At 53.6% G+C, this 23802-nt stretch carries 27 protein-coding genes and 1 pseudogene; 18 read left to right on the top strand and 10 right to left on the bottom strand.

Annotated elements, in window-relative coordinates:
* Window positions 1-86: 86 nt before the first annotated feature.
* Window positions 87-713 (bottom strand): annotated as a pseudogene (locus Q0683_RS10025) (CAP domain-containing protein).
* Between the two features lie 176 nt (window positions 714-889).
* Here Q0683_RS10025 and groL point away from each other — a divergent pair.
* Window positions 890-2509 carry a chaperonin GroEL gene (gene groL, locus Q0683_RS10030; RefSeq protein WP_298977528.1) on the top strand — a complete coding sequence of 540 codons (1620 nt, stop codon included), beginning with the start codon at window positions 890-892 and terminating at the stop codon, window positions 2507-2509.
* Between the two features lie 76 nt (window positions 2510-2585).
* Here groL and bchD read toward each other — a convergent pair whose 3' ends face one another.
* Entirely contained in the window at window positions 2586-4592 is a 2007-nt protein-coding gene (bchD, locus tag Q0683_RS10035) for a magnesium chelatase ATPase subunit D (protein ID WP_298615625.1), read from the bottom strand.
* Window positions 4593-4710: 118 nt separating this feature from the next.
* Between bchD and Q0683_RS10040 the strand changes: the two genes are divergently transcribed.
* Together Q0683_RS10040 and petM are read left to right on the top strand one after the other, a co-directional pair.
* Window positions 4711-4842 (top strand): hypothetical protein, encoded by a 132-nt coding sequence (locus Q0683_RS10040; RefSeq protein ID WP_298615627.1) that lies wholly within the window; start codon window positions 4711-4713, stop codon window positions 4840-4842.
* Window positions 4843-5117: 275 nt separating this feature from the next.
* Entirely contained in the window at window positions 5118-5219 is a 102-nt protein-coding gene (gene petM / locus Q0683_RS10045) for a cytochrome b6-f complex subunit PetM (RefSeq protein WP_298615629.1), read from the top strand.
* A 15-nt stretch (window positions 5220-5234) separates the two neighbouring features.
* Here petM and Q0683_RS10050 read toward each other — a convergent pair whose 3' ends face one another.
* The gene (locus Q0683_RS10050) at window positions 5235-6164 is read right to left on the bottom strand and encodes an AEC family transporter (protein ID WP_298977531.1); all 930 of its coding nucleotides are present in this window, start codon (window positions 6162-6164) and stop codon (window positions 5235-5237) included.
* Between the two features lie 150 nt (window positions 6165-6314).
* On the opposite strand from Q0683_RS10050, the gene Q0683_RS10055 reads away from it, so the two are divergent.
* From Q0683_RS10055 to acsF, 6 genes are all read left to right on the top strand, one after another.
* Window positions 6315-6899 carry a thylakoid membrane photosystem I accumulation factor gene (locus Q0683_RS10055; protein ID WP_298617297.1) on the top strand — a complete coding sequence of 195 codons (585 nt, stop codon included), beginning with the start codon at window positions 6315-6317 and terminating at the stop codon, window positions 6897-6899.
* Between the two features lie 26 nt (window positions 6900-6925).
* Window positions 6926-7138: a hypothetical protein gene (locus tag Q0683_RS10060; RefSeq protein ID WP_298615636.1), complete on the top strand. Its 213-nt coding sequence runs from the start codon at window positions 6926-6928 to the stop codon at window positions 7136-7138.
* On the top strand, window positions 7125-7865 hold the full coding sequence (locus Q0683_RS10065) for a dienelactone hydrolase family protein (protein WP_366142743.1): 741 nt from the start codon (window positions 7125-7127) through the stop codon (window positions 7863-7865). The genes Q0683_RS10060 and Q0683_RS10065 overlap by 14 nt, the downstream gene beginning before the upstream one ends.
* 366 nt (window positions 7866-8231) lie before the next feature.
* On the top strand, window positions 8232-8828 hold the full coding sequence (locus Q0683_RS10070) for a hypothetical protein (protein ID WP_298977535.1): 597 nt from the start codon (window positions 8232-8234) through the stop codon (window positions 8826-8828).
* Window positions 8829-8839: 11 nt separating this feature from the next.
* Window positions 8840-9208, top strand: a complete 369-nt coding sequence (locus Q0683_RS10075; protein WP_298977537.1) for an Npun_F0494 family protein — start codon at window positions 8840-8842, stop codon at window positions 9206-9208.
* An 86-nt stretch (window positions 9209-9294) separates the two neighbouring features.
* Window positions 9295-10437, top strand: a complete 1143-nt coding sequence (gene acsF / locus Q0683_RS10080) for a magnesium-protoporphyrin IX monomethyl ester (oxidative) cyclase (RefSeq protein ID WP_298977549.1) — start codon at window positions 9295-9297, stop codon at window positions 10435-10437.
* A 470-nt stretch (window positions 10438-10907) separates the two neighbouring features.
* Here acsF and Q0683_RS10085 read toward each other — a convergent pair whose 3' ends face one another.
* Window positions 10908-11888 carry a carbohydrate kinase gene (locus tag Q0683_RS10085; RefSeq protein WP_298615644.1) on the bottom strand — a complete coding sequence of 327 codons (981 nt, stop codon included), beginning with the start codon at window positions 11886-11888 and terminating at the stop codon, window positions 10908-10910.
* A gap of 115 nt (window positions 11889-12003) precedes the next feature.
* Between Q0683_RS10085 and ndhC the strand changes: the two genes are divergently transcribed.
* From ndhC to Q0683_RS10105, 4 genes are read left to right on the top strand one after another with little or no spacing between them, the layout of a single operon-like run.
* Window positions 12004-12366: a photosynthetic/respiratory NAD(P)H-quinone oxidoreductase subunit C gene (ndhC, locus tag Q0683_RS10090; protein ID WP_297762375.1), complete on the top strand. Its 363-nt coding sequence runs from the start codon at window positions 12004-12006 to the stop codon at window positions 12364-12366.
* Window positions 12367-12386: 20 nt separating this feature from the next.
* Window positions 12387-12908: an NAD(P)H-quinone oxidoreductase subunit J gene (locus Q0683_RS10095; protein WP_298615648.1), complete on the top strand. Its 522-nt coding sequence runs from the start codon at window positions 12387-12389 to the stop codon at window positions 12906-12908.
* 5 nt (window positions 12909-12913) lie between these two features.
* The gene (gene dprA / locus Q0683_RS10100; protein WP_298617299.1) at window positions 12914-14038 is read left to right on the top strand and encodes a DNA-processing protein DprA; all 1125 of its coding nucleotides are present in this window, start codon (window positions 12914-12916) and stop codon (window positions 14036-14038) included.
* A gap of 34 nt (window positions 14039-14072) precedes the next feature.
* Window positions 14073-14357 carry a DUF3288 family protein gene (locus Q0683_RS10105; protein WP_298615655.1) on the top strand — a complete coding sequence of 95 codons (285 nt, stop codon included), beginning with the start codon at window positions 14073-14075 and terminating at the stop codon, window positions 14355-14357.
* On the opposite strand, the gene Q0683_RS10110 is transcribed toward Q0683_RS10105, so the two are convergent.
* Window positions 14354-14953, bottom strand: coding sequence for a J domain-containing protein (locus Q0683_RS10110; RefSeq protein WP_298977540.1), 600 nt, complete (start codon window positions 14951-14953; stop codon window positions 14354-14356). The genes Q0683_RS10105 and Q0683_RS10110 overlap by 4 nt on opposite strands.
* A 75-nt stretch (window positions 14954-15028) precedes the next feature.
* Between Q0683_RS10110 and Q0683_RS10115 the strand changes: the two genes are divergently transcribed.
* Window positions 15029-15802, top strand: coding sequence for a WecB/TagA/CpsF family glycosyltransferase (locus tag Q0683_RS10115; RefSeq protein WP_298615660.1), 774 nt, complete (start codon window positions 15029-15031; stop codon window positions 15800-15802).
* On the opposite strand, the gene Q0683_RS10120 is transcribed toward Q0683_RS10115, so the two are convergent.
* Window positions 15770-17017 (bottom strand): YcjF family protein, encoded by a 1248-nt coding sequence (locus Q0683_RS10120; protein WP_298615663.1) that lies wholly within the window; start codon window positions 17015-17017, stop codon window positions 15770-15772. The two genes, Q0683_RS10115 and Q0683_RS10120, sit on opposite strands and share 33 nt — an antisense overlap.
* A 526-nt stretch (window positions 17018-17543) precedes the next feature.
* Window positions 17544-17729 (bottom strand): NblA/ycf18 family protein, encoded by a 186-nt coding sequence (locus Q0683_RS10125; RefSeq protein WP_297051737.1) that lies wholly within the window; start codon window positions 17727-17729, stop codon window positions 17544-17546.
* Window positions 17730-17932: 203 nt separating this feature from the next.
* Between Q0683_RS10125 and lpxD the strand changes: the two genes are divergently transcribed.
* Window positions 17933-18949, top strand: coding sequence for a UDP-3-O-(3-hydroxymyristoyl)glucosamine N-acyltransferase (gene lpxD, locus Q0683_RS10130; RefSeq protein WP_298615665.1), 1017 nt, complete (start codon window positions 17933-17935; stop codon window positions 18947-18949).
* 111 nt (window positions 18950-19060) lie between these two features.
* Window positions 19061-20029, top strand: coding sequence for a hypothetical protein (locus Q0683_RS10135; RefSeq protein WP_298615667.1), 969 nt, complete (start codon window positions 19061-19063; stop codon window positions 20027-20029).
* On the opposite strand, the gene Q0683_RS10140 is transcribed toward Q0683_RS10135, so the two are convergent.
* The 3 genes from Q0683_RS10140 to Q0683_RS10150 all read right to left on the bottom strand — a co-directional run bounded on the left by Q0683_RS10140 (window position 20026) and on the right by Q0683_RS10150 (window position 22583).
* The gene (locus Q0683_RS10140) at window positions 20026-21168 is read right to left on the bottom strand and encodes a histidine kinase (RefSeq protein WP_298615669.1); all 1143 of its coding nucleotides are present in this window, start codon (window positions 21166-21168) and stop codon (window positions 20026-20028) included. The genes Q0683_RS10135 and Q0683_RS10140 overlap by 4 nt on opposite strands.
* A 114-nt stretch (window positions 21169-21282) precedes the next feature.
* The gene (locus Q0683_RS10145) at window positions 21283-21609 is read right to left on the bottom strand and encodes a hypothetical protein (protein WP_298615671.1); all 327 of its coding nucleotides are present in this window, start codon (window positions 21607-21609) and stop codon (window positions 21283-21285) included.
* The gene (locus Q0683_RS10150) at window positions 21606-22583 is read right to left on the bottom strand and encodes a hypothetical protein (RefSeq protein WP_298617300.1); all 978 of its coding nucleotides are present in this window, start codon (window positions 22581-22583) and stop codon (window positions 21606-21608) included. The genes Q0683_RS10145 and Q0683_RS10150 overlap by 4 nt, the downstream gene beginning before the upstream one ends.
* A 161-nt stretch (window positions 22584-22744) precedes the next feature.
* Between Q0683_RS10150 and Q0683_RS10155 the strand changes: the two genes are divergently transcribed.
* Both Q0683_RS10155 and Q0683_RS10160 read left to right on the top strand, forming a co-directional pair.
* Window positions 22745-23044 (top strand): TMEM165/GDT1 family protein, encoded by a 300-nt coding sequence (locus Q0683_RS10155; RefSeq protein ID WP_298977545.1) that lies wholly within the window; start codon window positions 22745-22747, stop codon window positions 23042-23044.
* Between the two features lie 136 nt (window positions 23045-23180).
* Window positions 23181-23642 carry a Fur family transcriptional regulator gene (locus tag Q0683_RS10160; protein WP_298977546.1) on the top strand — a complete coding sequence of 154 codons (462 nt, stop codon included), beginning with the start codon at window positions 23181-23183 and terminating at the stop codon, window positions 23640-23642.
* Window positions 23643-23802: the final 160 nt, after the last annotated feature.

Raw genomic sequence — 23802 nt, forward strand, 5'->3', positions numbered from 1 at the left:
GTACATCTCTTCGGTGAACATGGCTAATGGGGTTAGCTTGACCTTGATTACATTAAAAGAACTATTCACGCCCCAAAGTTCTGCCTTTACGGGGGTAGCGTTGCAAACATCTGTACAGTATAGACCTCCCCCCGCGCTGAATTCAAAGCAATGCCAAAGCCAAAACGGGTAAATCCAGGATCGAGGAGATTTTGACAATGGCCATCACTGTACATCCAGTCTTTTTAGCAGCGCTCAATAAGCTTAGAGTTGAGCACCAATCCGGGGGTGCCGTTCTGCTTCGTAATATTTTCACCCACGCCGCCACGCCCCCCTAGGGCAATAAACCGATCCATTGGCGATCGCCCCTCCGGAGTGGTATGGCTAAAGTATCGGCGTTTGAGCATGTCTTCGGCATGGCGTTGTGCTGTCTGTGTCAGTAACTCATCAGCAACAAGGGGCGGCAATCCCTTGAGCTGGCGATCGCGATTCACCAATTGCAGGGCAAAGCCCCGTATTTCAGCAAGGGAGCGTTTTGGCTGAGCAGCAATTATATCCAGTTTTGGCTGAGCAGCAATTATATCCACCTGTGGGGCACCGATTTGCCAGTCTTGCCCCCCTGAACCGTTATCGAGGTGCACAGACCTCTTGGCCACTGCAAAAGCAATGCCCAGTGTTAATGCAACATACGAAAAGGATTGTAAGTGCTGTTGATTGAGCCAACGGCCGCTCATGGCTGAGAAGCGTTTCTACCTAGTCCCAGTGTACGCGAGCAAGTGCGGAATCCACTACATTGCCGTGTATTGCCCTGAGCTTGTTCTCCAGAGTATTGTGAACAATGGCTTGAACTCTGCCCAGTTTGCAGTTCCTCAATGATCACCTCCAAGAAGTTACTAAAGGATAGCCACCCATGGCAAAATTAGTCGCATTTCATGAAGAATCTCGGCGATCGCTCGAACGTGGAATTAACGCCGTTGCCGATGCCGTGAGAATTACCCTTGGCCCCAAAGGGCGGAATGTGGTGCTTGAGAAAAAGTACGGTGCACCGCAGATTGTCAACGATGGGGTAACGATCGCCAAGGAAATTGAACTGGAAGATGCCTACGAAAATACCGGTGCCCAACTGATTCGGGAAGTGGCCGCTAAAACCAATGATGTTGTCGGGGATGGCACCACCACTGCCACCCTCCTTGCCCAAGCCCTGATCCGCGAAGGCCTGAAAAACGTGGCTGCCGGTGCTAACCCCATTGCCCTCAAGCGCGGCATGGAAAAAGCGATTAAAGCAGTTGTTGAGGGGATTGCCGAAGTCGCCAAACCCGTCGAAGGGGACATGATTGCCCAGGTGGCAACTGTCTCCGCCGGTAATGACCCAGAAGTGGGAGCCATGATTGGTGAAGCCATGGCCAAGGTGGGCAAAGATGGCGTGATCACCATTGAAGAGTCCAAATCCCTGAATACAGAAATGGAAATTGTCGAGGGGATGCAGTTTGATCGCGGCTACATTTCCCCCTACTTTGTCACCGATGCGGAGCGGATGATTGTCCAACTCAACAATGCCTATCTACTCCTGACGGACAAAAAAATTACTAGCATCCAAGACCTGATTCCCACGTTGGAAAGAGTTGCCCGCAGTGGTCGTCCTCTCGTGATCATTGCCGAAGATGTCGAAGGAGAAGCTCTCGCCACCCTAGTGGTGAACAAACTGCGGGGCGTCCTCAATGTTGTTGCCGTCAAAGCTCCCGCCTTTGGCGAACGGCGTAAAGCAATGCTCCAAGACATTGCCATTCTCACGGGCGGTCAAGTCATTTCCGAGGAAGTGGGTCTAACCCTAGAGGATGTGGAAATCACCATGCTAGGGGAAGCTTCCTCCGTCACCGTGACCAAAGACACGACCACCCTTGTGTCGGAGAAGGGCAATAAAGCCGATATTCAAAAGCGCGTTGAGCAGCTCAAGAAGCAGTTGGCAGAGACCGACTCCGAATACGACAAAGAAAAGCTACAAGAGCGGATTGCCAAGCTCGTAGGTGGCGTGGCGGTGATCAAAGTGGGTGCCGCTACCGAAACGGAACTGAAGGATCGCAAGCTGCGCTTTGAAGATGCCCTCAATGCAACAAAAGCAGCAGTGGCTGAAGGGATTGTGCCCGGCGGGGGTGTGACGTTACTGCACTTGGCCAATCGCATTGATGCCCTGCTTCCTACCCTCAGTCCTGAGGAACAAACGGGGGCACGCATTGTCGCCAGTGCCTTGGCCGCACCAGTGGCGCAAATTGCGGATAATGCCGGTGTCGAGGGAGCCGTTGTCGTGGAAAATGTCCGCGCCGGTAACTTTAACTATGGCTTCAATGCCGCAACCGGCACCTACGAGGATCTGGTCAGTGCAGGGATTATTGACCCGGCTAAGGTGGTTCGCTCGGCTCTACAAAATGCCGGTTCGATCGCCGGCATGGTACTGACGACGGAAGCCCTTGTGGTCGAAAAACCGCAACCTAAACCCGCAGCCCCCGCCGGTGGCGGTATGGGGGACATATGATGTAGGCTCACTGTCCTAATCGTTTGCTATTTCCTCTCCTCCTCATCGAACGGGGGGGAGAGTTTTTTATTGCTGTCTAAAATTTCAGGGCATTCTGCGTCACTTGGGCGATCGCCTGATCGGTGGCCTTGGGCAAATGGTAGTACTTGCCCCCCGCCCGCTGCGCCAATTCCTTGCCCATCCCCGTGGAGACGAACTTATTCTCGGTGTCAATCACCAAGAGCTTCAGACCCAAAGCCCGAATTTTAGCGGCAATTTCCAGAACCTCGGCTTTGACATCGGGCTTGGCCTCCGGCGGCATCGTCTCCCCCAGGGAACGGCTCAAGGGGACATTCCCCCGCCCATCGGTAATGGCCACAATCATCACTTGACCAATTTCACCGCTTTGCCGGGCATTTAGACCCACCCGCACCGCTTGGGTCAGGCCATGGGCCAGGGGGGAACCACCCCCACAGGGCAAGGTTTCAAGGCGCCGCCGCGCTGCTTCAATGGAGCGGGTTGGGGGCAAGAGCACCTCCGCTTGCTCACCTCGAAAGGGAATGAGCGCCACCATATCGCGGTTTTGATAGGCTTGGGTCAGGAGGCGAAGCACTGCTCCTTTAGCAGAGTTCATGCGGTTCAATGCCATGGAGCCGGAGGCATCAACCACAAAAATAATCAGGGCACCCGCTTTGCGCACTAAGCGTTTAATCCGCAGATCACTGTTTTCGACAATGACGCGGCGCTGCGGTTGACGCAACCGCCGGGATTTTTGGTAGGGAGCCGCACTCCGCAATGTTGCATCCACAGCAATGCGGCCTCCCCGTCCGCGGGGCAAAATAGGGCGGATATAGCGACCGCGGTCTTGGGAATAAATCAGGCTGCGGCTCCCTGATTTCCCTTGACGTTGGGTCAGTTGGGCAAAGTAGAGTACCGATTCATCCAAGACCGTGCCATCGGCTTCAAAGACAAATTCCTCAGGAATGGGGGGCGTCTCCTGCTGTTCTTGCGGTGGGGTCTCTGGTTCATCGGGTTCTTCTTCAGGCTCAGATTGCTTGCTTTCTGGGGGAGGCGGTGGCGGCGGGGGCGGCTGATCCGGCGGCGGTTCGAGCTGAGTGGCGCGCGGCACGATGACCAGCTCAACGGCACGGCGCAGGTCTTCGGCATTCACTTCACTACGACCATTGAGAGCGGCGTGGGCTTTGGCTACCCGCACGGCAAAGAGTTCTGCGCGATGGCCTTGTACTCCTGCGCGCAGGGCTTCGGTGACCAGATAGGCAATTTGCTGCCGTTGAATTTTTACCTCCTTGAGCCACTCCCGTGCCAGAATGATTTGGGTGCGCAGATCCTCAAGCTCGGCATTGTACTGCTGCAAAAAGGCTTGGGGCGAATCGGCAAATCGGGTGGCATGATCCACCGCCGTGAGCCGCTCATCTAAGCCCAAAACGGTATCTGCCGAGAGGGCGATCGCAAACCGATCCAGCAGATGGGGCGGCACTTCCCCCTCATCGGGGTTAAACGTGGCAATTAAGAGGGGACGACAGGGGTGATCCAGGCTAATCCCCTCCCGTTCAATTTGATTGCGCCCGGCACTGAGCACCGCCATCAACACATTGGCCAGTTGCTCATCCAAAAGATTAATTTCATCCACATAGAGCACGCCGCGGTGGGCGGCAGCTAGGAGGCCGGGCTGAAACACCGCTTCGCCCCGCTGCACCGATTGACTCACATCCACGGCTCCCAAGAGGCGATCCTCCGTGACGCCCAAGGGAATTTGCACAAAGGGGGCGGGAACGACTTTGGTGGTCAACTCCACATCGGGATGATTTTGGCGCCAAGCCAGCAGGCGGCTATCCCACTCTTGGGGGCGTTCCGGATCGGGGTTGGCAATGATTGGAACTGGAATCTCCCCCTGATCAATGACTTCAATGGGGGGTAAGAGGGCATGAATTCCCCGCGCAAGGACGGATTTAGCCGTACCGCGGCGACCGCCGATAATTACTCCCCCCAAACCGGGGTCAACAGCAGCCAACAGCAGTGCCAGTTTAATGGCCTCTTGACCGACAACGGCAGTGATGGGAAAGGGGGCGATCGCGAGCGTCATTGAATCCCTATTGCAACTAGGTAAACAGCAGTTATCATTCCCATCTTAGCGAGGGGAGGAAACGCTTTCCCGCTTCTTTTGCTAGAGTAGAGTCACAAAGCCACAGGGAAGCCTATCAATGAAATACTTTGGCCAGGCAACTGCTGCTGTGACCCTGTTGATCCTAACCCCTCTGGCGGCTCTAGCCCGTCCCCTTGCCTGTCGCCCCTATGAGCGCACCTTTGTGGCCACGGAGACCCGTAACTACTAGGTGAATATCTGTGGGGGAATCGCCGCGGCTACTATATGGCACGACACACGCAGAATGCCCGCCTATCAATTGGCTGCCCCTGCGGGATTGGAGTTCTCAAGGGGACTATTTTGAGGCCCTCAATGGTGACTACATGTATCTATTGACCAAAACACCGCGAGGTCTTGATCGTAACTCGTGGTACCCGTGAGCTGCTGCGCAAACCTGTTTTGGAGCCGTGGTCAGAAAAGGAACCCAATTCGTTAAAATGAGTTTTTGTTAGTTGAGGCGGCTCTATGGCAGAAGAGATTTTCAATACTGCGGTAATTACGTTTACGCTGGTTCTAGTTGGTTTAGGTACAGGGTACCTGCTGCTGCGCTTGACGCCTGAAGATTAAACACCAACCGTGCCCCTAGCCGGCAAAGAGGACAAGCCACAGGGGCAATAAAGGAATTAAGGCAAAGAGACTGGTCAAAATTAAGCTGGCGGCAAAGGCGCGGTCTAAGTGATACACATCCGCTAGGATCAGTGTCATAAAGGCGGGGGGCATCCCTGCTTGCAGCACGATTCCTAGGCGCGGCGGCCCTGTGACCCCGATTGCGGTTAATCCTACCCCCAGCAGGAGCGGCACCAACAGCATCTTGATGGTGAGAGAGGGAATAATCCATTGCCACTGCAGCTTAAGGCGTGCTTCCCCAAGGCAGATGCCCATATAGATAAGCCCAGTGATCACCATTAACCAGGCCAAGGTCAACAGTCCCTGTTGGGCGATCGCCGGTAGGGGATGTTGTCGCAGGAGCAGTCCGATGCCCACGCACCAGAGTGTGGGATTACGGCCAATGTGCCACAGCAGTTTGGAGCTGGAAATCGAGCGATCGCTAAAGCTGGCCGCTACCCCAATGCCGGCACTATAGGAAATGAGGAGCGTTCCCATCAGATCAAAAAACAATGCCCAGCTAAAGTAATCCTGCCCCAGCAGTCGCCACGTAATCGGAAAGCCAATAAAGCCCGTGTTGCCCACCATGGTTGCCAACAGAAAACTGCCCTGCCCTTGGCGAGTCTGAACGGGATATTGCTGCAACCACAGCCAAGCCAAGCCAACGCCAATCCCCATCCCTAGCCACGCCAACAGGGGCGCCAACGCACTGAACTGCGTCATTGGGGTGGTGACAATAAAACTAAATGCCGTCAGCGGTGTTCCTACCCAAAACAGTCCTTGAGCCAACCAAGCTGCCGTTTTCGCCGGTAAAAAGCGGCTGCTGCCGTAGCCAATCCCCATACACAGCAAGACAAGCCCATACAGCTCAGCAAGGGTCGGCAGGAGGGCAAAGAGACTCTTCACGGTGAACTGAGCAATAAACAGAAGCCATAGGGAGCCATCCCTAGCGTATCCCTTGTTACAGTTACAAGTAAGTAGGGTCAAGCCCAGCAAGCAGCCCCCTACAGTCGTAGGCAGAGGTATAGTGTTTTACGAAATCCCATGGAGAAGCAAATGAAACGGGTTTGGGGCTGGTTAGGACTTGTCCTCCTGCTGTGGGGACTGTGGACAGCGCCGAGTTGGGCGGGGTTACAAGACGATCACTATGATGGCAATATCTTTGCCCTCTATGCCGGCAATGGCGCCCTGGTGCCGCCGAAAGTCAGCCTAGAGAAATCCCTTCAGAGCGATCGCGCCACACTGCTGCTGTTTTATGTGAACGATAGCCGCGATTGCAAGCAGTTTGCCTCAACTATCTCTCAGCTACAGGGGTACTATGGTCGCGTCACGGATTTTATCGCCATCAATGTGGATGCCCTGCCCTATGGCGCGCAGTTCTCCCCCAATGAAGCGGGCTACTACTACAAAGGCCGGGTGCCGCAAACACTGATTTTCGATCGCCAAGGGCAATTGCGGCAGGAGTTTATGGGTGTGGTGCCCTTTGAAACCCTCGATGAGACATTTCGGGAAGTCTTTGATCTGCTCCCGCGATCGCAATCTCTAGAACTGCGGCCTCGCCCTGTGAATGAAATCAACGTGGAACTGGTTCCCCCGCCACCTGCCAAAGGGAAGAATCTGGCCAACGAAACGGTACAGTAAAAGTGAGCTTTGCAGCGAGGTAAAACATGGAGTTACCCACACTACAGGAACGTTTAGCAACTGTTTTGGCCAAGCGGGAGAGCCTGAAAAAGCTCTTGGAACTGCCCGACAGTGGCACCCTGAGGATTGACATTGAATCCGCCCTTGCGGAACTGGAGGAGCTAATTAGCGACTTCAGGCGTACGTTTCCTGACCTCAACATTCCTGCCCAGGAGGTTCGTGATGGTGGAGATGACTAGCCGTTGGGTCAAGGTGGTCAACGGGGATCTGTTGATTGATGCCTACTTGGCGGAGCCGGTGACCCCCGGTCGTTATCCAGCAGTGATTGTCTTTCAGGAAATTTTTGGTGTCAACGCCCATATCCGCGACGTGACCGAACGCATTGCCCGCGAGGGTTATGTGGCGATCGCCCCTGCGCTATACCAACGTTTTGCCCCCGGCTTTGAAACAGGCTACACCGCTGCTGATATTGACTTGGGGCGACAGTACAAAAACCAAACAAAAGCCGCAGAACTCCTCAGTGATACCCAAGCCACCATTGCCTATCTGCGGAGCCTCGAAAATGTAGAGGGGGATGCCATTGGGACGATTGGCTTTTGTTTTGGCGGTCATGTGGCCTATCTGGTGGCTCAGTTGCCGGATATTAAAGCCACGGCCTCCTTCTACGGTGCGGGCATTACCACCATGACGCCGGGCGGTGGCCCCCCTACCCTTGAAATCACCCCTAAAATTCGCGGCACGCTCTATGCTTTCTTTGGCGATCGCGACCAAAGTATTCCCATGGAGCAAGTGAAGGAAATTGAAACGGCGCTGCGTCGCCACGGCATTCGCCACCACATTTTCATCTATCCAGCAGATCATGGCTTCTTCTGCGATCAGCGGGACAGTTACGATGCAGCAGCCGCGCAGGATGCTTGGCAGCGGGTGAAAGAACTGTTCGACACCACTCTGCGCCAGCAGCATTGAGAATTACCGCCCTTTTTACAGGGATCGAACCCCTTCAATGATGGGGACGCCAAGATGAGAGGGAATCCCAGCCTTCTCATACACTCCCTGTTTTAGCAAAGAACGGTATCATCTCATCTTTACAGAACCTTACAGAACGTTAATTTGCCCCCCTTTGACCAATGGATTGAATACAAGGGGCTATATTAAAAGTAGATTTGTGCGTCCCATGGGCTTAAGAATACCAAGGGCAATTTTGAAATTCTTTTATTCAAAGCTACTCCATCTCCGCTGTCGCTATCTATGACTCCTCCTACCCACAAAGTCCTGCTGAGGCAGGGTGCCCTTGTTCTGAAGCAGTGTAAAAAAGCGCTTAGTGAAGGGGATATGGCTGTCCTTCAGCAGCAGGCACGCATTTTGCAAGTGGCGGCAATGGCGTCACGGCAAACGCTGATGGCGGCAGAAGCACGCCTTTTAGAGCAGGCAGCCCGGCAAAATCAACCCCGACGGGCAAGAGAAATTTTAATGAAAATTAAAGAGTGCCTGGTTGCCTTGGCAGGAGATCGGCGTGATTTTGATACTGTGCCAAGTGTAGTAGCAGAGGCGGAGGAACCTGCAAAGAAGGCTCCCTTTGGCCAGCCCCCCCATGATGACAACTATACGAAACGCTTGGGAAACTATCTGGTTGAGGCTGAGTTGGTAACGCCGGCCCAAATTGAAGTCGCTTTAGCCGATCAGCGAGCAACCGGGGCACGGCTGGGGGATATTTTGGTGGCACGGGGATGGCTGCGTAAGGGCACAATTGAGTTCATCATGGAGCGAGTGGTGTTGCCGGAACGCCGTCGTCAGGCGTCAGAAGCTTCCTCTTCTGGACCGGATGCTGCGCCGATTCAGTCCCAGTCCTCTAAAACACTGCCGCCGAGTGGAAGCTCAGTGAATGACCGCGCAACCCTTATTGACAGCAACTATTTAGATTCTCTGTAGGGATATCCCCTGTGGCGATCGCATATTCCCAAAGAGCCGTAGAACGGGGCGATCGCGCTTTGCGCTGTAGCCCTTTTTTGCCAGCTCTGTTTCAGACAATGCAGCAGCGGAGTGTGGCACTTTTAGAAATTGTCGGGGAGGCGGGTCTGAAATCTGGATTTACGCGATCGCCCTTGCCCGCGCTCCTTGCCGAAGCCGAGTTGGACTGGTTAATTCGCGTCGGTTTACTGCGCCGCGAAGTGGACGGCCAAGGCCTGACCGATCGCTATCGCCTCACCCCTTTGGGGCAGCAGTTGATTCAACGCTACAGCCAACCCACTTGGTCGGCCTCTTGGGGCGATCGCTGGCGCAATCAACTCAGCCGCTGGTGGGGAATGTAACGGTTCTGTAACGACCTGTAACGCATCGGTGATTTCCGCTACCATGCTCTATGAGTGCCGTTAGCAAGAGCGAGACGCAGCTTTTTATGGTCAATACCGTCGCTAAACCTGAGTTTGAAGAACTGCGGCCGGGCATCAAAGCCCCCGCCAAGGAAACCATCCTCACGCCCCGCTTCTACACCACCGACTTTGAAGCGATGGCCAACATGGACATTACGGAAAATAAAGCAGAACTTGAGGCCATCCTTGAGGAATTCCGCTGCGACTACAACCGCCATCACTTTGTGCGGGATGAAGAATTTGAACAGTCCTGGGATCATATTGATGGTGAAACCCGCCGACTATTTATTGAATTTCTGGAGCGCTCCTGCACGGCGGAGTTTTCTGGCTTTCTCCTTTACAAAGAACTGAGTCGCAAGCTCAAGGATCGCAACCCCCTACTGGCAGAGTGCTTTGCCTTGATGTCTCGCGATGAAGCTCGCCACGCCGGGTTCCTCAACAAAGCCATGTCTGACTTCAATCTGTCACTGGATCTCGGCTTTTTGACACAGCACCGCAGCTACACCTACTTTGAACCCGAATTCATCTTCTACGCCACCTACCTCTCCGAGAAAATCGGTTACTGGCGCTACATTACAATTTACCGCCATCTGGAAAAGCACCCCGAACATCGGATTTACCCCATCTTCCGCTTTTTTGAAAACTGGTGCCAAGACGAAAACCGCCACGGTGACTTCTTTGATGCGGTGATGCGTGCCCAACCGCAAATGCTGGATCGCCCGCGCACCTTTTGGCAAAAGATTAAGGAAATCCCTCTGTCCTTCTCTGGGAAGAAATGGGCACGCTACTTCTTAGTCTGCTGGGTGCCACCAAAACTCTGGTGTCGCTTTTTCCTACTGGCGGTGTTTGCCACGATGTACCTCAACGATGTGCAGCGGGCGAAGTTCTATGCCGCCATTGGCTTGGATGCCCGTGAATACGATCGTGAGGTGATTGCCAAAACCAATGAAACCGCAGGCCGTGTTTTCCCGGTGATTCTCGATGTGGATCATCCAGAATTTTATGAGCGCCTAGAGCGGTGCGTCGAAAATAATGCCAAGCTTACAGAAATTAGCAAACAAAATGGCAGCTTCCTGAGGAAACTTCCCCTCTATCTCTCGAATGTGTGGCAGATGATCAAGTTATTCTTGATCCCCGCCAAGGAACCCCCAGCAGTTGCAGTGCGTTAATTGTCGCCACGACATAGAAATACAGGGATCGCCAGGGGTTGCGTCTGCGGACGTAACCTTTTTTATTCTTCCTAAAATTGATGTCTGTACTATTACGGAGTATTGCGGGAGTATGAAAAGAATCTAAAAGCACTTTTGAGTACTGGGGATCGCTAAAACTTGCTCTCTAAGCTTCTTTGCTCCTGTGATCGCTGAAAAATTCGCTGAGGCCGATTTCCTAGGATGGAAAGTAGAAAAAGATTTTACTTCGGAGTTGATCCCCGCGATGGACAGCCCAACCGTTACTCCCACAACTTGTCGCTTTTGCCGCTTCTACCATTCTGAGGGGCGGCGTGGTGGTACCTGTGAAAAACTAAATGTACCGGTGCGGGGATTTTGGCGGGCCTGTCCTTTGGTGGCAGCCATTCCTTTGCACCCGACGAAGGAGCCTGCGATCGCTACAACAACACCATCAAGGGCAGCAAGCGCAGTTAGGGCGTCCGTATTTTTCTTTCAGGATGATCTCGAAGCCATTGAGTAACCTCCGCAAGGGTCGGTTGACCTGCGATCGCCCCCGGTTTTGTCGTAACCAAGGCACCCACGACCGTGGCAAATTCTAAACAAGCAGTCTGCCATTGGGGGTCACGGTAGTTTTCTAGGTCGCCCTGCAATAGTTGAGCAATCCAACCCGCAACAAAGCCATCCCCGGCACCGGTGGTATCCACAACGGGCATGGAGGGGGGCTGGAGTTCCCCTTGATTTCCGTGCCAGCAGTAGCGAATGGCTTGATCTCCATCGGTAATGACCACTGCGTGGTCAGGTGCAATGCCCCAAAGGGCGCGATAGACAAGTTGGGGATCGCCGGTGGAGAACAAGAATTCCGACTCCTCTTTGGCAAGTTTCAGAAAATGAGCTTGGGCAAGAAAAGGACGAATACGTTCAGGAGCAGAACTTGGATCAGGCCAAAAAATCGGTCGCCAATTGGCATCAATGAGAATAAAGGCACCTTTTTGCCGCAGTTGCTGCACGAGATGCTGAATCGTGGTGGCGGTGGGTTCGCCGGCAAGTCCGAGCGTCCCAGTGACGAAAAATCGTGCCCCGGCCAGTAATGAGGACGAAAGCCGCTCCCCAGTGAATCGCATATCCGCAAAGACAGAAGCTTCCGCCGGTGCAAACCCGACAAACTGGCGATCGCCCCCCACCAGTTGAACCCGCACTTGCCGCGTTGGCACGCCGGCTACCCGCTCTACCGCTTCGATATTGACACCCAACGCAGCCAATTCGGCACAGGCCTGCTCTCCTAGGGCGTCCGCCCCCACTGCTCCCAAAAAAGCGGCACTGACCCCCAACTTCACCAACCCGCAGGCGACATTGGCAGGGGCACCCCCTAGAAAACATTGGCGGGGATTGGGGGGCACCTCTAAACAGTCAAAGAGAACCTCGCCAGCACAAAGGACAGTGGGTTGAGACATTAGCTAATGCTTTGCTATAGGGCAATTTAGTTTTTTCTATTGATCCCTAGCCTAGCGATCACAAGGGGAGTGTGTCAAAATGGTAGCGATTCCAAGAGCGAGGAACCCCGCAACTGTGTTTGTTCTCAGTGGTTACGAATATTTTCTTGGCTTTTTGATTATCTGTGGTCTGGTGCCAGTCCTGGCTCTGGGCCTCTCTGCGCTATTGCGCCCTAAATCGGGTCGCATGATTCGCTTGACCACCTATGAATCGGGAATGGAACCCATTGGTGGCGCATGGATTCAGTTTAATGTGCGCTACTACATGTTTGCCCTTGTCTTTGTCATTTTTGATGTAGAGACCGTCTTTTTGTATCCTTGGGCGGTGGCCTTCCATCAGTTGGGTCTACTGGCTTTTATTGAAGCTTTGATCTTCATTGCCATTCTGATCGTGGCCTTGGTTTATGCGTGGCGCAAACGTGCCCTTGAATGGTCTTGAGTAAGTTTGGAGCAGTAAACATGAGTGACACCCCCGCAGTCTCTACCCCTGAGGTCGCCATTGTTGAAGCAGGGCCTGTCTGCCGCTTCTTGCAGTCGCAAAACCTGAGCGTGGAATCCCTCGGTACCGACGCCTCTGGTGTGGAAATGATCAAGGTGGATCGCGATCGCCTACTGGCGGTGTGCCAAGCCCTCTATGCCGATGGCTTTAATTACCTCCGCTGCCAAGCCGCCTATGATTCTGGTCCCGGCCAAGACTTGGTGAGCACATACCACTTGGTCAAGCTCACAGATAACGCCGATCGCCCCCCCGAAGTGCGGCTCAAAGTCTTTGTTCCCCGTGACGATGCCCGCGTGCCTTCGGTCTATTGGATCTGGAAAACCGCCGACTGGCAGGAGCGCGAATCCTACGATATGTTTGGCATTGTCTATGAAGGGCACCCCAATTTGAAGCGTATCCTCATGCCTGAAGATTGGGTAGGTTGGCCGCTGCGCAAAGACTACATTACCCCCGACTTCTACGAGTTGCAAGAAGCCTACTAACCCCCTTGGCTCCCGCTGATGCTGCCTATTGGTACAGTTGGTCCCAGATACCCGGCCTCGGCCCTGTGTTGCTCAAGCGCCTGTGGCAGCACTTTGGAGATTTGAAAACTGCTTGGGAAGCTCCTTTAGCAGCTCTCGGAGAAGTGGAAGGTATCGGTGCCAAGCTCCAGGGGGCGATCGCCCACTACCGTCAGCAGTGTCACCCTGCGGCTCTTTATGAGCAGCACTGCCGGCAAAACCCTCACCACTGGGTGCTCAGCGACCCCCGTTACCCCTCTCTGCTGCGGGAGATTCCAGACCCGCCCCCCTTGCTCTACTATGGCGGTGCCCGCCTTTTGGAAATTCTGAGCCAACCTGCACCGACCGTGGCAATTGTCGGCACCCGCGATCCTTCAGAATATGCGCAGCGTTGGGCGCACAAGCTGGGGTACGCCCTTGGGCAGGCGGGGTTTACTGTTGTTTCGGGCATGGCGGCAGGCATTGATGGAGCGGCTCATCGGGGCTGTCTGGAAGCCGGCGGTGCCACCCTAGCCGTCTTAGCCACCGGTGTAGATATGATCTACCCAGCGGAGAATCGCCCACTGTACTACCAAATTCGTGAACGGGGCGGTTTCTTGAGCGAGTATCCCAAGGGAGTGGGAGCCGATCGCCCCCAATTTCCTCGCCGCAATCGGATTATTGCAGGGCTGTGCCGCGCAGTGATTATTGCTGAAGCCCCCTACAAATCCGGTGCCCTCATTACTGCTCGCTATGCTGCCGAGTATGGCCGCGATGTCTATGTGCTGCCGGGGCATTTGGATAACCACCGCGCCAAAGGCGCCCTGAGCCTGGTCAATCAAGGCGCACAGATCATCTTGGGAGAAGAAGCCCTCCTCGAACAGTTGGGGCATACTCCCCCCCTTGATCCAAGACCATTTTCAGCCCCATCCCCACCGCTCTCGGTGCCCCAGCAACAGATTCTGCAGGCAATTCAATACCTGAGCCAAGGCAGCAATAGTGTTGCTTTTGATAACATTGTGCAGCAGGTGGCTTTAGATACCAGTACCGTGATGGCAGAACTCGTGCACTTGGAGCTAATGGGCTGGGTTGAGCAACTGCCGGGAAATCGCTATCGCCAAACGGGACGCTAAAGCTTACTCAAAAAACGATTGCTGGGAGATGCCAATGATGAGTTTCCAGAAGCTGCAACATCCCCGCGAAGCCCAAGATCGGCTAATTTTAGAGCGACTTCTCCAAGAGGGCATCAGTGATTACAATTTGGCAGAGTTAGGACGCCTGCTCATTCGCTACGATGGCTTTCCGGGCGCTGAAACGAATAAAAAACTCATGGCCGAACTCTTGGAAAAATGGCACCTCACGGAGGAGGAACTCTTTGAGCGCACCCGTGCTATCCATGCCCGCGGCGGTATTTACAAGGTGGGCAGCAATAAGCGGGAAGACTGGAGCTAAATTCCTTTGCCATAGAGACGATCCAAGGTACGAAAGTCCTTTTCTACTTCTTGCCAGAGGGTGAGATTCTCCGGGTCGGCTTTTAGGGCACGATGTAGGTATTCCCGCGCGGCTTGCGGCTGGCGATCGCGAATGAGTTGCCGCGCCCAGCACTGATAGGTGATGGCTTGCCACTGGCGTACTTCGGCATCTTGGGGCAACCGACTGGCCAACCCTTCCACGAGGGAAATAGCCCGTTGATAGCAGCGATATTTGAGAAATTCCTGCAGTTGGCGATAGCTGGCATGTTTTAGTTGAATCTCAAAGGCAGAGAGGGGCGGGGAGGTCTGCGGTGGGCAAGATTGGGCTTCTGATTGAAGGGGGGGGACTCGCAAGGTGGGCAGGACGCGCACCAGTTTTTCGTAGGCTTGGTGCAGAAGAATGAACTTTTCATGGGCAGTGCGATCGCCGGGGTTGACATCGGGATGATAGCGTCGTGCTAAGCGTCGGTAGGCGGATTTCACTTGCGCTAAGGACGCTCCTTGTGGCAACTCCAGAACGCGATAGCACTCTTCTAAATTCATTCCCCAGGGCACAACATGAGGTCTGCTTTGCATTGTCGGATGTTCCCTTTGGTTCTGCAACCAATGTCCTACGCTGGAATCAAGTAAAACATGAGGAGTCGAGCCAGCGTGGAGTCAGCGCACATTTTAGGGACACGAATTGATGTCACCACCTACGGCCAAGCCTGTGATCTCATGGCTGAGTGGATCCGTCAAGGCAAGGGGGGCTATGTGGTGGCGGCCAATGTGCATGTGGTAATGACGGGGGTGTGGCGATCGCCCTTCCAGCGGGTAGTTAATGGTGCCCAATTGGTGACCGCCGATGGCATGCCCTTGGTCTGGGGCTTGCGGCTTTTAGGTTTTCCGAGAGCAGAACGGGTCTATGGTCCTGATTTGATGCTGGCGTTGTGCGATCGCGCCCAGCAGAAAGGCTGGCGTATTTTTCTCTATGGTAGTAAACCCCTAGTCTTGGAGCGCCTGCAACAGCATCTGAGAAAACGCTTCCCCACTATCCAGTTGGTGGGTGCCTACGCACCGCCTTTTCGTCCCTTGACCCCTGCGGAGGAGGCCAGCGATCGCCGGCGCATCCTTGACAGTGGCGCGGATTTGGTCTTTGTCAGCCTTGGCTGTCCCAAACAGGAGGAGTGGATGGCTCGCCAACGTCCTTTTCTGCCGATTGTCTTGGTGGGTGTGGGAGCGGCCTTTGACTTTCACAGTGGCGTTGTGGCTCAAGCGCCTCGCTGGATGATGGCAATCGGTCTAGAGTGGCTCTTTCGACTCCTTCAGGAACCCCGCCGCCTCTGGCAACGCTATCTGATTAACAATCCCGCATTTATTGTGCTTTTTGCGGCTCAACTCCTGCGCCACCGGCTAGGCCGACGGCAAGCCAAGAGAGTGTCCTAGGGTTTGCAGAGGAGAGCGCCCCACCTGTTGCTGTGCCCACCGAAGGCTTTGCTGCAATCGAGCCACCAAAGGCAGGGATTTTGTTTGGGGAGCCGTCTCAAAGTAATGGATCAAACTTAACCCACTCAAGCGCAACACATAGGCTGCCGTTGCTCCCTGTAAACAACTCCCTGCCAGATAGGTGAGGGAATTGCCCTTGAGCCACTGCCCCAGGGATTGTGTGCCCAGTTCCACAGCCCCCAACTGAACCATTAGCCGCAATAGCTCCTTGGCAAGGGGTTCGGCATCGGCCAAGTAAAAGGAGCGTTGGTAGATTTGCCCCAACTCCCAAGTGAGGCGCACCAACAGCCCTCCGGCCATGACGAGATCCAGAAGAGGGAGAGGATTCACCGCTGTTGCCGTTGCTGCCAGCCATTGGTAGCGTTCAATGATCGGGGTAGCCCGTTCTTGGCGATAGTGGTTGAGGGCGGCTTGAGCCTGTTGATGGAGCTGTTGGGCACGGCGATAGGTGCCGGCTAAGACAAGATTCGTGCGTTCTTTGGTGAGACAGTGCACCAATGCAGCGGTGAGGGCTTGGGGATTATGGGGTACAAAGGGAATCAGCTGTTCTTGATTAATCTGGAGTTGTTGAAGTTGCTGCTGCAAATGTACTGCTACGCGATCGCAAAGCGCGCCCTTCGGGCGATCGCGCTCCTGCACCATTTCTGGATACCACACCACAAAAACGTGATAATGGCCTGCCTGCAACACCCGCAACATCTCAAACTCACTGGCGTTGAGGGCACCTGTTACCGTCAAAAGCACTAAGTCTGCTTGGGGTACCGTTGCCAATGTTTGCTGCTGAAGCGTACAGCTATCCAAAGGGAGTGTAGCGACAGTATGGTAAACCTGATTGACAACATAAGCGGATTGCCCGAGGACACACACCTCAACCGCTGGGGAATCTAGGCGCTGCTGTAAGTGGCTGTAGGTTGCTTGCAAAGAGGCTTGGCGCTCTATGGGAAGTTCCTGCAAAAGGCTCCGGGTATCTGCCAGTTGCTTTTCTAGTAATTGAGGATGCAGAGTAGGCCGCGGGGCTTTGACTTCCGTAGGAGCGGGCGATCGCCGCCAGTACCAATAGCCCAACCCTAGACCAAGAATTAGTAGCCATCCCCAAGGATAGTCATTCACCCAGCCACTCAGGAACAACAAAATGATGGCAGCAGCAATAGCCATGGCCTTTACCCCAGCAAGAACCTCTGTGTGTTAGCTTACCCTGACTTGTGAGCGGCACTCAAACTTCCAAAGCGTAAGGGGAGACAACTCGGATTTTGCGCCCGACTTTCCAAAAATGCAAGCACCTCCGGCCTGAAATGGTCTCTCAGTTGTGTATGTTCAAAACTAGTCTCTTGACTCCGTTTGAGAGTCTTTAGTTAAATCTAACGGAGGCTTAAATTCCAGAGCAAGCAGAGCTAGGCTAAAAACTTTACAACCGTCAAACAGTCAAGTACCCGCGGTGCTTGAATCAGAAAAGTATTGGCCGTCTCAGTTGTTGGGGATAAGAACAACACCTCTGTCGCGGAACTAATACCTATCAGCAAACCTGCTCGATCCCCCCTTCAATTTGGGGATAAGTATTGCAAAAGCTTTCTCCAGTGAGAAGATTCTTGGGCAAAAAAATTGTGGTGCAGCCCCATATCCCCTACTTGATTCGACAGAGGAAGCAAGGTGGAGAAAGAGGTCTGTCCCACGCATTTGTAATTTAGGCAGCGCGTTTGACCAAGGAGCGAATGACGTTGTCTTTCATCATCAAGAGGCGAGAGGCTTGCAACAGTAGCTCACGAGCTTCCTGAAGACTCATGGTACTCACTTGCTCCTCCATGACCCGCATTTGAAACTCCTGTTCAAAGCTGAGGTCAACATTCAATTCAGGGAAGCGTTGCTCCATAGAACCTACTCCTTACTCCATGCTATCGGGCATACGTGTTAAAAAATATAACAAACACATTGACAAAGTTGCCACTCAATGAATATCACTCGTGCAAAGGATAAAATGTTCACCATGAACGATTTACTAAATTCTTGATCGGTTTCACAGACGAGACCTGATAGACTGAGCTAAAACTCAAGTTCGATGGTGAGGACGGCAAGATGCGGTTGGCAGATGTGGCCGAACGGTTTGGGGCGACCCTCGACCCTCCAGAGCAGGGCGATCGCCCGGTGTTGGGGGTGGCGCCCCTAGAAACAGCAACGGCAACGGACATCTCTTTTTTGGCCAATCCAAAGTACGCCGCCCTGCTGCAAACCACAGAAGCGGCGGCTGTGTTTGTCCGCCCAGATTTTCAAGGGCAGGCCACTTGTCCCCTGCTGCGGGTGCCCCACCCTTACCTTGCCTTTGCCCAATGTATTGAATGGTTTTATCCGCAAGCCAAACCCGCTGCCAAAATTCACCCGACGGCAATTCTGGGTGCCGATGTCGTCTTGGGAGCTGAGGTGACCATTGGAGCCTACACCGTAATTGGCGATCGCGTGCGCATTGGCGATCGCACAGTCATTGATAGTCATTGCACGCTCTACGACGATGTCGTGGTTGGCGCCGATTGCCGTATCTATAGCCACTGTGTCCTGCGGGAGCGGGTACGCTTGGGCGATCGCGTTATCCTGCAAAACAGTGTCGTCCTAGGCAGTGATGGTTTTGGCTACGTCCCCCTGCCCGATGGTCGCCACTATAAAATTCCCCAAGTGGGCACTGTGGTCATTGGCAATGATGTGGAAATTGGGGCCGGCACCACGATTGATCGTGCCACCCTCGGAGAGACGACAGTGGCCGACGGCACGAAAATTGACAACTTGACAATGGTGGCTCACAACTGCACCATTGGTGAAAATTCGATTCTCTGTGCCCAAGTGGGCTTAGCGGGTTCGACTCGCATTGGCAATCAGGTTGTCCTGGCTGGACAGGTGGGGGTAGCAGGCCATTTGACGATTGGCGATCGCACCGTTGTCTCCGCTAAATCTGGCATCATTAGCTCTGTACCGCCAGATAGTCGCATGGGCGGCATTCCGGCAATGGATCAGACCCTTTACCTGAAAGCCTCTGCTGCCCTGCGGCAATTGCCACAGTTACTCAAGCGGGTTCGCAAACTGGAAGCACAGGTGGGGGAGTAACATAGATACTCTAGCTACCCTCTATAGTGGAATTAAAGGCTAGCGTTGCTTTTTTAGCATTCATCATCGGGTGAGGGGCAATGGGTCACATGAATCAGCGACACTAAGCTTATGACTCCTCCGGCGGCCATTCGATTACTGCCCAGTGATCAAGAACTCTTCCAAGCGCTCCTTGGCTACCATGAACTAACGACCAAGGCAGAAAAACAGACGGCCTTACTTTCTTTGCTCCAGCGCGATCGCGCCCAAGTTATTGTCAAAAGCATTGCCCAAACCGTTTTTCCCCAAACTGCCTTTAACTATGCCCTCTGGATGCTCAACCATGACCTGGTGACCCTGGACTGGCTCTACGACATCACCTATCGCATTTCGACCCAAGGCTGCCAAGAAACAATTGATCTGCGTTTGCTCTACAGCAGTCTCGAACACCTCAGTCCGGGAGATGCAGCCATTGTCTTGGGTCAAACCGATGCTGCTCTGAAAGCTATTCGCCTCGATGATTTGGACTTACCCGCCTTGATTACCCAATTGGAGCCGGGAGTGGCCATTAGCCTCCTCTCGTGGTTTGTCACATTCAAGAAAATCATGACGGTGGATCTAGAATACATCAGCCAAATTGTCCAGAAGGTAAAGCCGGCTGCCGCACCCGCGCAAGAGACTCAAGAGACCACTGAGAGTCACTCCCAGCCCCTCGTGCCTGAACCCCACATCATTGAGCTGACCCTCGAAGACAAATTGCTGGAGCTAAATTTGCAATTGGGGGGCACAGAAACAGAGATCTTGCCCAAGGTTTTAGATCGCTTTTTATTTCGGCGCACCCGCGACGATAAAGTGGTCTATCGTCCCAATACCCGTGTAGTCCGCCTCGCCTGCGTCGGCGAAGAACGCCGCGACATTCCCGTGCCGGTACGCAGTGCCAAAACATGGCCACCGGGGGTCTATGTGATCTATCGCGAGCAGGAGTCACTTCAACTAATGCGCTTGCCGGATAATGAGTTCTACGAAATTTTGCCCTTTGGGCCTGATCCCTATCTGCGCGCCGAAACAATCGCCCGGATGATCGAGGAAGGATCGCGCTAGCTATAAACGGGCAGTGTGAAGTGAAAGCAACTGCCTTTTCCCGGTTGAGAGTCCACCCAAATCTGGCCGTAGTGCATACGAATAATCTGACGGCAAAGGGCAAGTCCAATCCCATAGCCCTCAATGGTGCGATCGCGATCAAGGCGAACCGTTTCACCAAAAATTTTCTCCTGCTGCTCAATGGGAATCCCTGGCCCAGTGTCACAGACGGTAACTTGTACTTTTTGAGTCATGCGGTGAAACGCACTCAGGTGAATTTTGCCCCCTTCGGGAGTATATTTACAGGCATTGTCCAATAGGTTGACAAGCACCTGACGAATGCGATCGCCATCGCCATAGACCAAGGGCAAATCCAAGGGAATATCAGTGGTAAAGTGCTGCTTTTTACGTTCAAAATTTAGGCGCACCTCCTCAGCCGTTTCTTGGCACAGTTGGCGCAGATCCAATTGCCGTGCCATAATCTGGAGTTTATCTTGGGGGCCGCGTGCCGCCAGCAGTAAATCCGTAATCAACTGTCCCATCACTTGGGTTTGACTGCGGGCATGGTGAAACAGGCGTTGGATGTCTTCGGAATGGAGCTGCTGTGCGGTCTCCTCCTGCAAATTGGACTCTAGGGTTTCAAGGGCAATGCCAACAGCCGTGAGGGGGTTACGCAACTCATGGGCCAACAAGCCAATAATCCGATCCTTGAACTGCAGTTGTTCAGCCAAGCGATCGCGCTCTTGGCGCAGCTGAAACAGCTCATCCTTGAGGCGGCTTAATTCCATGGAGCAATCCGACTGCTCCGCTGCCGACTTTTGCATATCCGCCTGCAGACCAAGAGCCACTTCCCGCTGCCAGCGGGGCCACCAATAGTCCACCTTTTGCAGTAGCTTGCGGCCGGCGAGGGTTTGACGCGGTTCAGGACGGACTTTGATCAGGGCAGGGGTAGCAACCAGCTTGTACTCCTCAAGGAGGTAGGGTTGCTCACCAATGGGCACTACTTTTAACTCAAAGCCAAAGTTCGAGGGCAGTTGTTGGATGTGAGCCTGAATGGCGGCGGTTTCCTCTTCATCGCCCGGACGATTGGCAACAAACAGGAGCAAACTGAGCGGCGGTGTCGTTTCTTGGGTAGAACTGGCATCCGCAGACGCTTTCATTGAATCACCGGCGAGTATTCTCAAGGGCAATGGATTGCGCTCCCTGTGCCGAAAACACTAGAGAGCAATCAAAAGGTTAACTAAATGTTAGCGGATTCTCCCTCGCAACCCAACTTAAGATGGCTGGCCATCTCGTCGTCCAAGTTCGTAGATTGCACCACCGATGGTTGCCATGAGGCCTAAGCTCAAGGCCCAACTTTGTCCCAATCCTAGGCTACAGAGAATAAAGCAACCTGTACCCACCAGAATAAAGGGAATAAGCCCCACCATCCCTGCCCAGAATTCGGCACTTTGGTTTGCTTCACCCCCCAGCCACGTCACTAAACGCTGCATCAGGGCTTGCCCCGTGGGATAAAACCCCCAGTAGAGGGCGATCGCCCACAGACCCGACCCTGCAATGGCAATGGGGGAAAGAGAAACTTGCTGCAAATTGGCAATCATAGGAGTCCTTGGAAGAGCTTGGGATCGAACATTTCGCGCAAAGCTAAGTAATAGGGTGTCAAGACACTTGTATCATGCCCAGCGGCACGATTTTCTATTTCTTTCCCCAAAAGGTGCACCATTTGAAACACCAGCTCCCATGTCACATTCAAGGAAGGATAGAGCATCAAACATAGGGGAAAGAGTTCCCGTTGTAAGGCTTCAAGGCTTTGCTCCAAAAGACAGACCCAGAGGTAGATTTGAAACATTTCCACATCGCGAATACTGGAAACACGCACACTGGGGTGGGTCAAAGGGCCACTAAAACAGCGGTGCTGGGGGTTGAGTTCGGCAACACGGTCACAAATAGCGGTGGCGATCGCTGTGCTCTGGGGCAATAGATGGCGCACTAAGGCTAGGGCAGGGGCATGGTAGTCGTAGTTGGCTGCTGCGTTGTAGGCACGGTGCAAGGGCATGTAGAGGTGGTCGTCAATCACCTTAAAGAAACTGCTGAGGATTGGGCGTTGGCTGGCTGGGGCAACTTCTAACAGCAACACTCCCGTGTGGTGAAACTGCATACTCACAAAGCCAATCACCCGTGGATCAACGGCTGTATAGCGGCGGCGAATCTCACCAATGGCACTGGCCACCTTGGTAGTCATTTGTTCAGTGCCGCTGCCTGCTTCGTAGAGCTTGAGCGTGCGTTGATAAATGTCATGGATATCTTTGGAGATGCTCCAAGGATCGACGAGTTCAGCCGGGATGCCATGGCGAATCATCTCCCCGGCCAAAAACCCTTCGGTGCGCTGCCAAGCCTTGACACTGGCATTACGCAGTTCGGCCAAAAGCCGCGGGGCAACCACTGCTGGATCATCCTCGGCAAGGGCGGTGGTGTTAAGATTGCTGATGTAGCGCTTTGCCCAAGCTTGGGCCAGACTACTCAAGGAGGTGGTGTCTGGTGCGATCGCGCTGGTTCCATCAGTGGTATTCAACATGGGCACCTCCGCCGTCTTCAACAGAGCTATGAGCAGAACTAGTATTAAGAATTGTAACTTGTTTTAAGCTGATCCTGCTACACTGAACCGCGATCGCGCGTTGACGGCAATGACGGCTATCGTTAAGCTGCCCTATAGCAGCAATACCTTTGGAGAGATGGATGGACTGGCAATCCTTTGCCGCAAGTTTTGCGATTGTTTTCCTGTCGGAACTGGGGGACAAAAGTCAACTGGTGGCCATTACTTTAGGCAGTAATGCTCGCTCCGCTACCGCCGTGTTTCTAGGGGTTGCCTCTGGCTTGGTGTGTACGACGTTTTTTGGCGTGCTTTTAGGCAGCGGGATTGCCACATTGCTGCCGGTGAAGGTGGTCAAGGCGATCGCCGCCATCATATTTGCCTTTCTGGGTTTTTATTTGCTGTCTCAAACGGCTCCTGATAGCCTTGACAAGGAGCAAATTTGATTATAAGCAGAGGATTGATTATCATAGTGACTACAGGTTAGCAGCTGTACAGCCCTAAAACTGCGACTTAATCGCAATAGGCTACTCAAACATAAGCAAAATCTACTGTTTAATTTTATTGTTTTAGGATAGCGCCGTGCTCACGTCTCCCGCTCCCAATTCTTTACCCCCCATTCGTTCCCTTGAGGATGCAATCGATCGCTGTCAGCGCCTCGGATTGCGGCTCAGTCGGCAGCGGCGAGCCATTCTCGAACTGCTCTGGGATGCCAAAGATCACCTCTCGGCGCGGCAAATCTACGATCGCCTCAATCAAGCGGGCAAAGACATCGGCCATACCTCCGTGTACCAAAATCTTGAAGCCCTCTCGGAGCATGGCATCATTGAGTGCGTGGAGCGAGCCGATGGGCGCCTCTACGGCAATATCAGTGATAGTCATAGCCACGTGAACTGTTTGGATAGCCAGAAGATTATTGATGTTCATGTGGAGCTGCCTCCCTCCCTCATTGCTGAAATTGAAGCGAAAACTGGCGTGAAAATTGTTGACTATCGCATTGATTTTTACGGTTATCAATACCCTCATTCGAGTACCCAAGGGTAACTATTGTGGCCAATCCCCAACATCTCCAGCTGCTCAAACAGGGGGTTACTGCTTGGAATCAATGGCGGGAGCAAAGCGGTGACATTCGCCCCGATCTAGGACAAGTGGATTTAACCGGCGCCAATCTAGAGCTGTACAATCTCGCAAACGCCAATCTCGA

This window comes from uncultured Thermosynechococcus sp. (genome assembly GCF_938074695.1).
Classification (GTDB): Bacteria; Cyanobacteriota; Cyanobacteriia; order Thermosynechococcales; family Thermosynechococcaceae; genus Thermosynechococcus.

Excerpts from the sequence above, each read along its gene's own strand:
- Q0683_RS10060 (WP_298615636.1), top strand. The coding sequence starts at position 6,926 with ATGGAGTTACCCACACTACAGGAACGTTTAGCAACTGTTTTGGCCAAG.
- Q0683_RS10110 (WP_298977540.1), bottom strand. The coding sequence starts at position 14,953 with ATGCAAAGCAGACCTCATGTTGTGCCCTGGGGAATGAATTTAGAAGAG.
- acsF (WP_298977549.1), top strand. The coding sequence starts at position 9,295 with ATGGTCAATACCGTCGCTAAACCTGAGTTTGAAGAACTGCGGCCGGGC.
- Q0683_RS10140 (WP_298615669.1), bottom strand. The coding sequence starts at position 21,168 with ATGAAAGCGTCTGCGGATGCCAGTTCTACCCAAGAAACGACACCGCCG.
- groL (WP_298977528.1), top strand. The coding sequence starts at position 890 with ATGGCAAAATTAGTCGCATTTCATGAAGAATCTCGGCGATCGCTCGAA.
- Q0683_RS10155 (WP_298977545.1), top strand. The coding sequence starts at position 22,745 with ATGGACTGGCAATCCTTTGCCGCAAGTTTTGCGATTGTTTTCCTGTCG.
- Q0683_RS10070 (WP_298977535.1), top strand. The coding sequence starts at position 8,232 with ATGGCTGTCCTTCAGCAGCAGGCACGCATTTTGCAAGTGGCGGCAATG.
- Q0683_RS10135 (WP_298615667.1), top strand. The coding sequence starts at position 19,061 with ATGACTCCTCCGGCGGCCATTCGATTACTGCCCAGTGATCAAGAACTC.
- Q0683_RS10040 (WP_298615627.1), top strand. The coding sequence starts at position 4,711 with ATGAAATACTTTGGCCAGGCAACTGCTGCTGTGACCCTGTTGATCCTA.
- Q0683_RS10055 (WP_298617297.1), top strand. The coding sequence starts at position 6,315 with ATGAAACGGGTTTGGGGCTGGTTAGGACTTGTCCTCCTGCTGTGGGGA.
- Q0683_RS10150 (WP_298617300.1), bottom strand. The coding sequence starts at position 22,583 with ATGTTGAATACCACTGATGGAACCAGCGCGATCGCACCAGACACCACC.
- Q0683_RS10125 (WP_297051737.1), bottom strand. The coding sequence starts at position 17,729 with ATGGAGCAACGCTTCCCTGAATTGAATGTTGACCTCAGCTTTGAACAG.
- bchD (WP_298615625.1), bottom strand. The coding sequence starts at position 4,592 with ATGACGCTCGCGATCGCCCCCTTTCCCATCACTGCCGTTGTCGGTCAA.
- Q0683_RS10120 (WP_298615663.1), bottom strand. The coding sequence starts at position 17,017 with ATGGCTATTGCTGCTGCCATCATTTTGTTGTTCCTGAGTGGCTGGGTG.
- petM (WP_298615629.1), top strand. The coding sequence starts at position 5,118 with ATGGCAGAAGAGATTTTCAATACTGCGGTAATTACGTTTACGCTGGTT.
- Q0683_RS10095 (WP_298615648.1), top strand. The coding sequence starts at position 12,387 with ATGAGTGACACCCCCGCAGTCTCTACCCCTGAGGTCGCCATTGTTGAA.
- lpxD (WP_298615665.1), top strand. The coding sequence starts at position 17,933 with ATGCGGTTGGCAGATGTGGCCGAACGGTTTGGGGCGACCCTCGACCCT.
- Q0683_RS10105 (WP_298615655.1), top strand. The coding sequence starts at position 14,073 with ATGATGAGTTTCCAGAAGCTGCAACATCCCCGCGAAGCCCAAGATCGG.
- Q0683_RS10145 (WP_298615671.1), bottom strand. The coding sequence starts at position 21,609 with ATGATTGCCAATTTGCAGCAAGTTTCTCTTTCCCCCATTGCCATTGCA.
- Q0683_RS10085 (WP_298615644.1), bottom strand. The coding sequence starts at position 11,888 with ATGTCTCAACCCACTGTCCTTTGTGCTGGCGAGGTTCTCTTTGACTGT.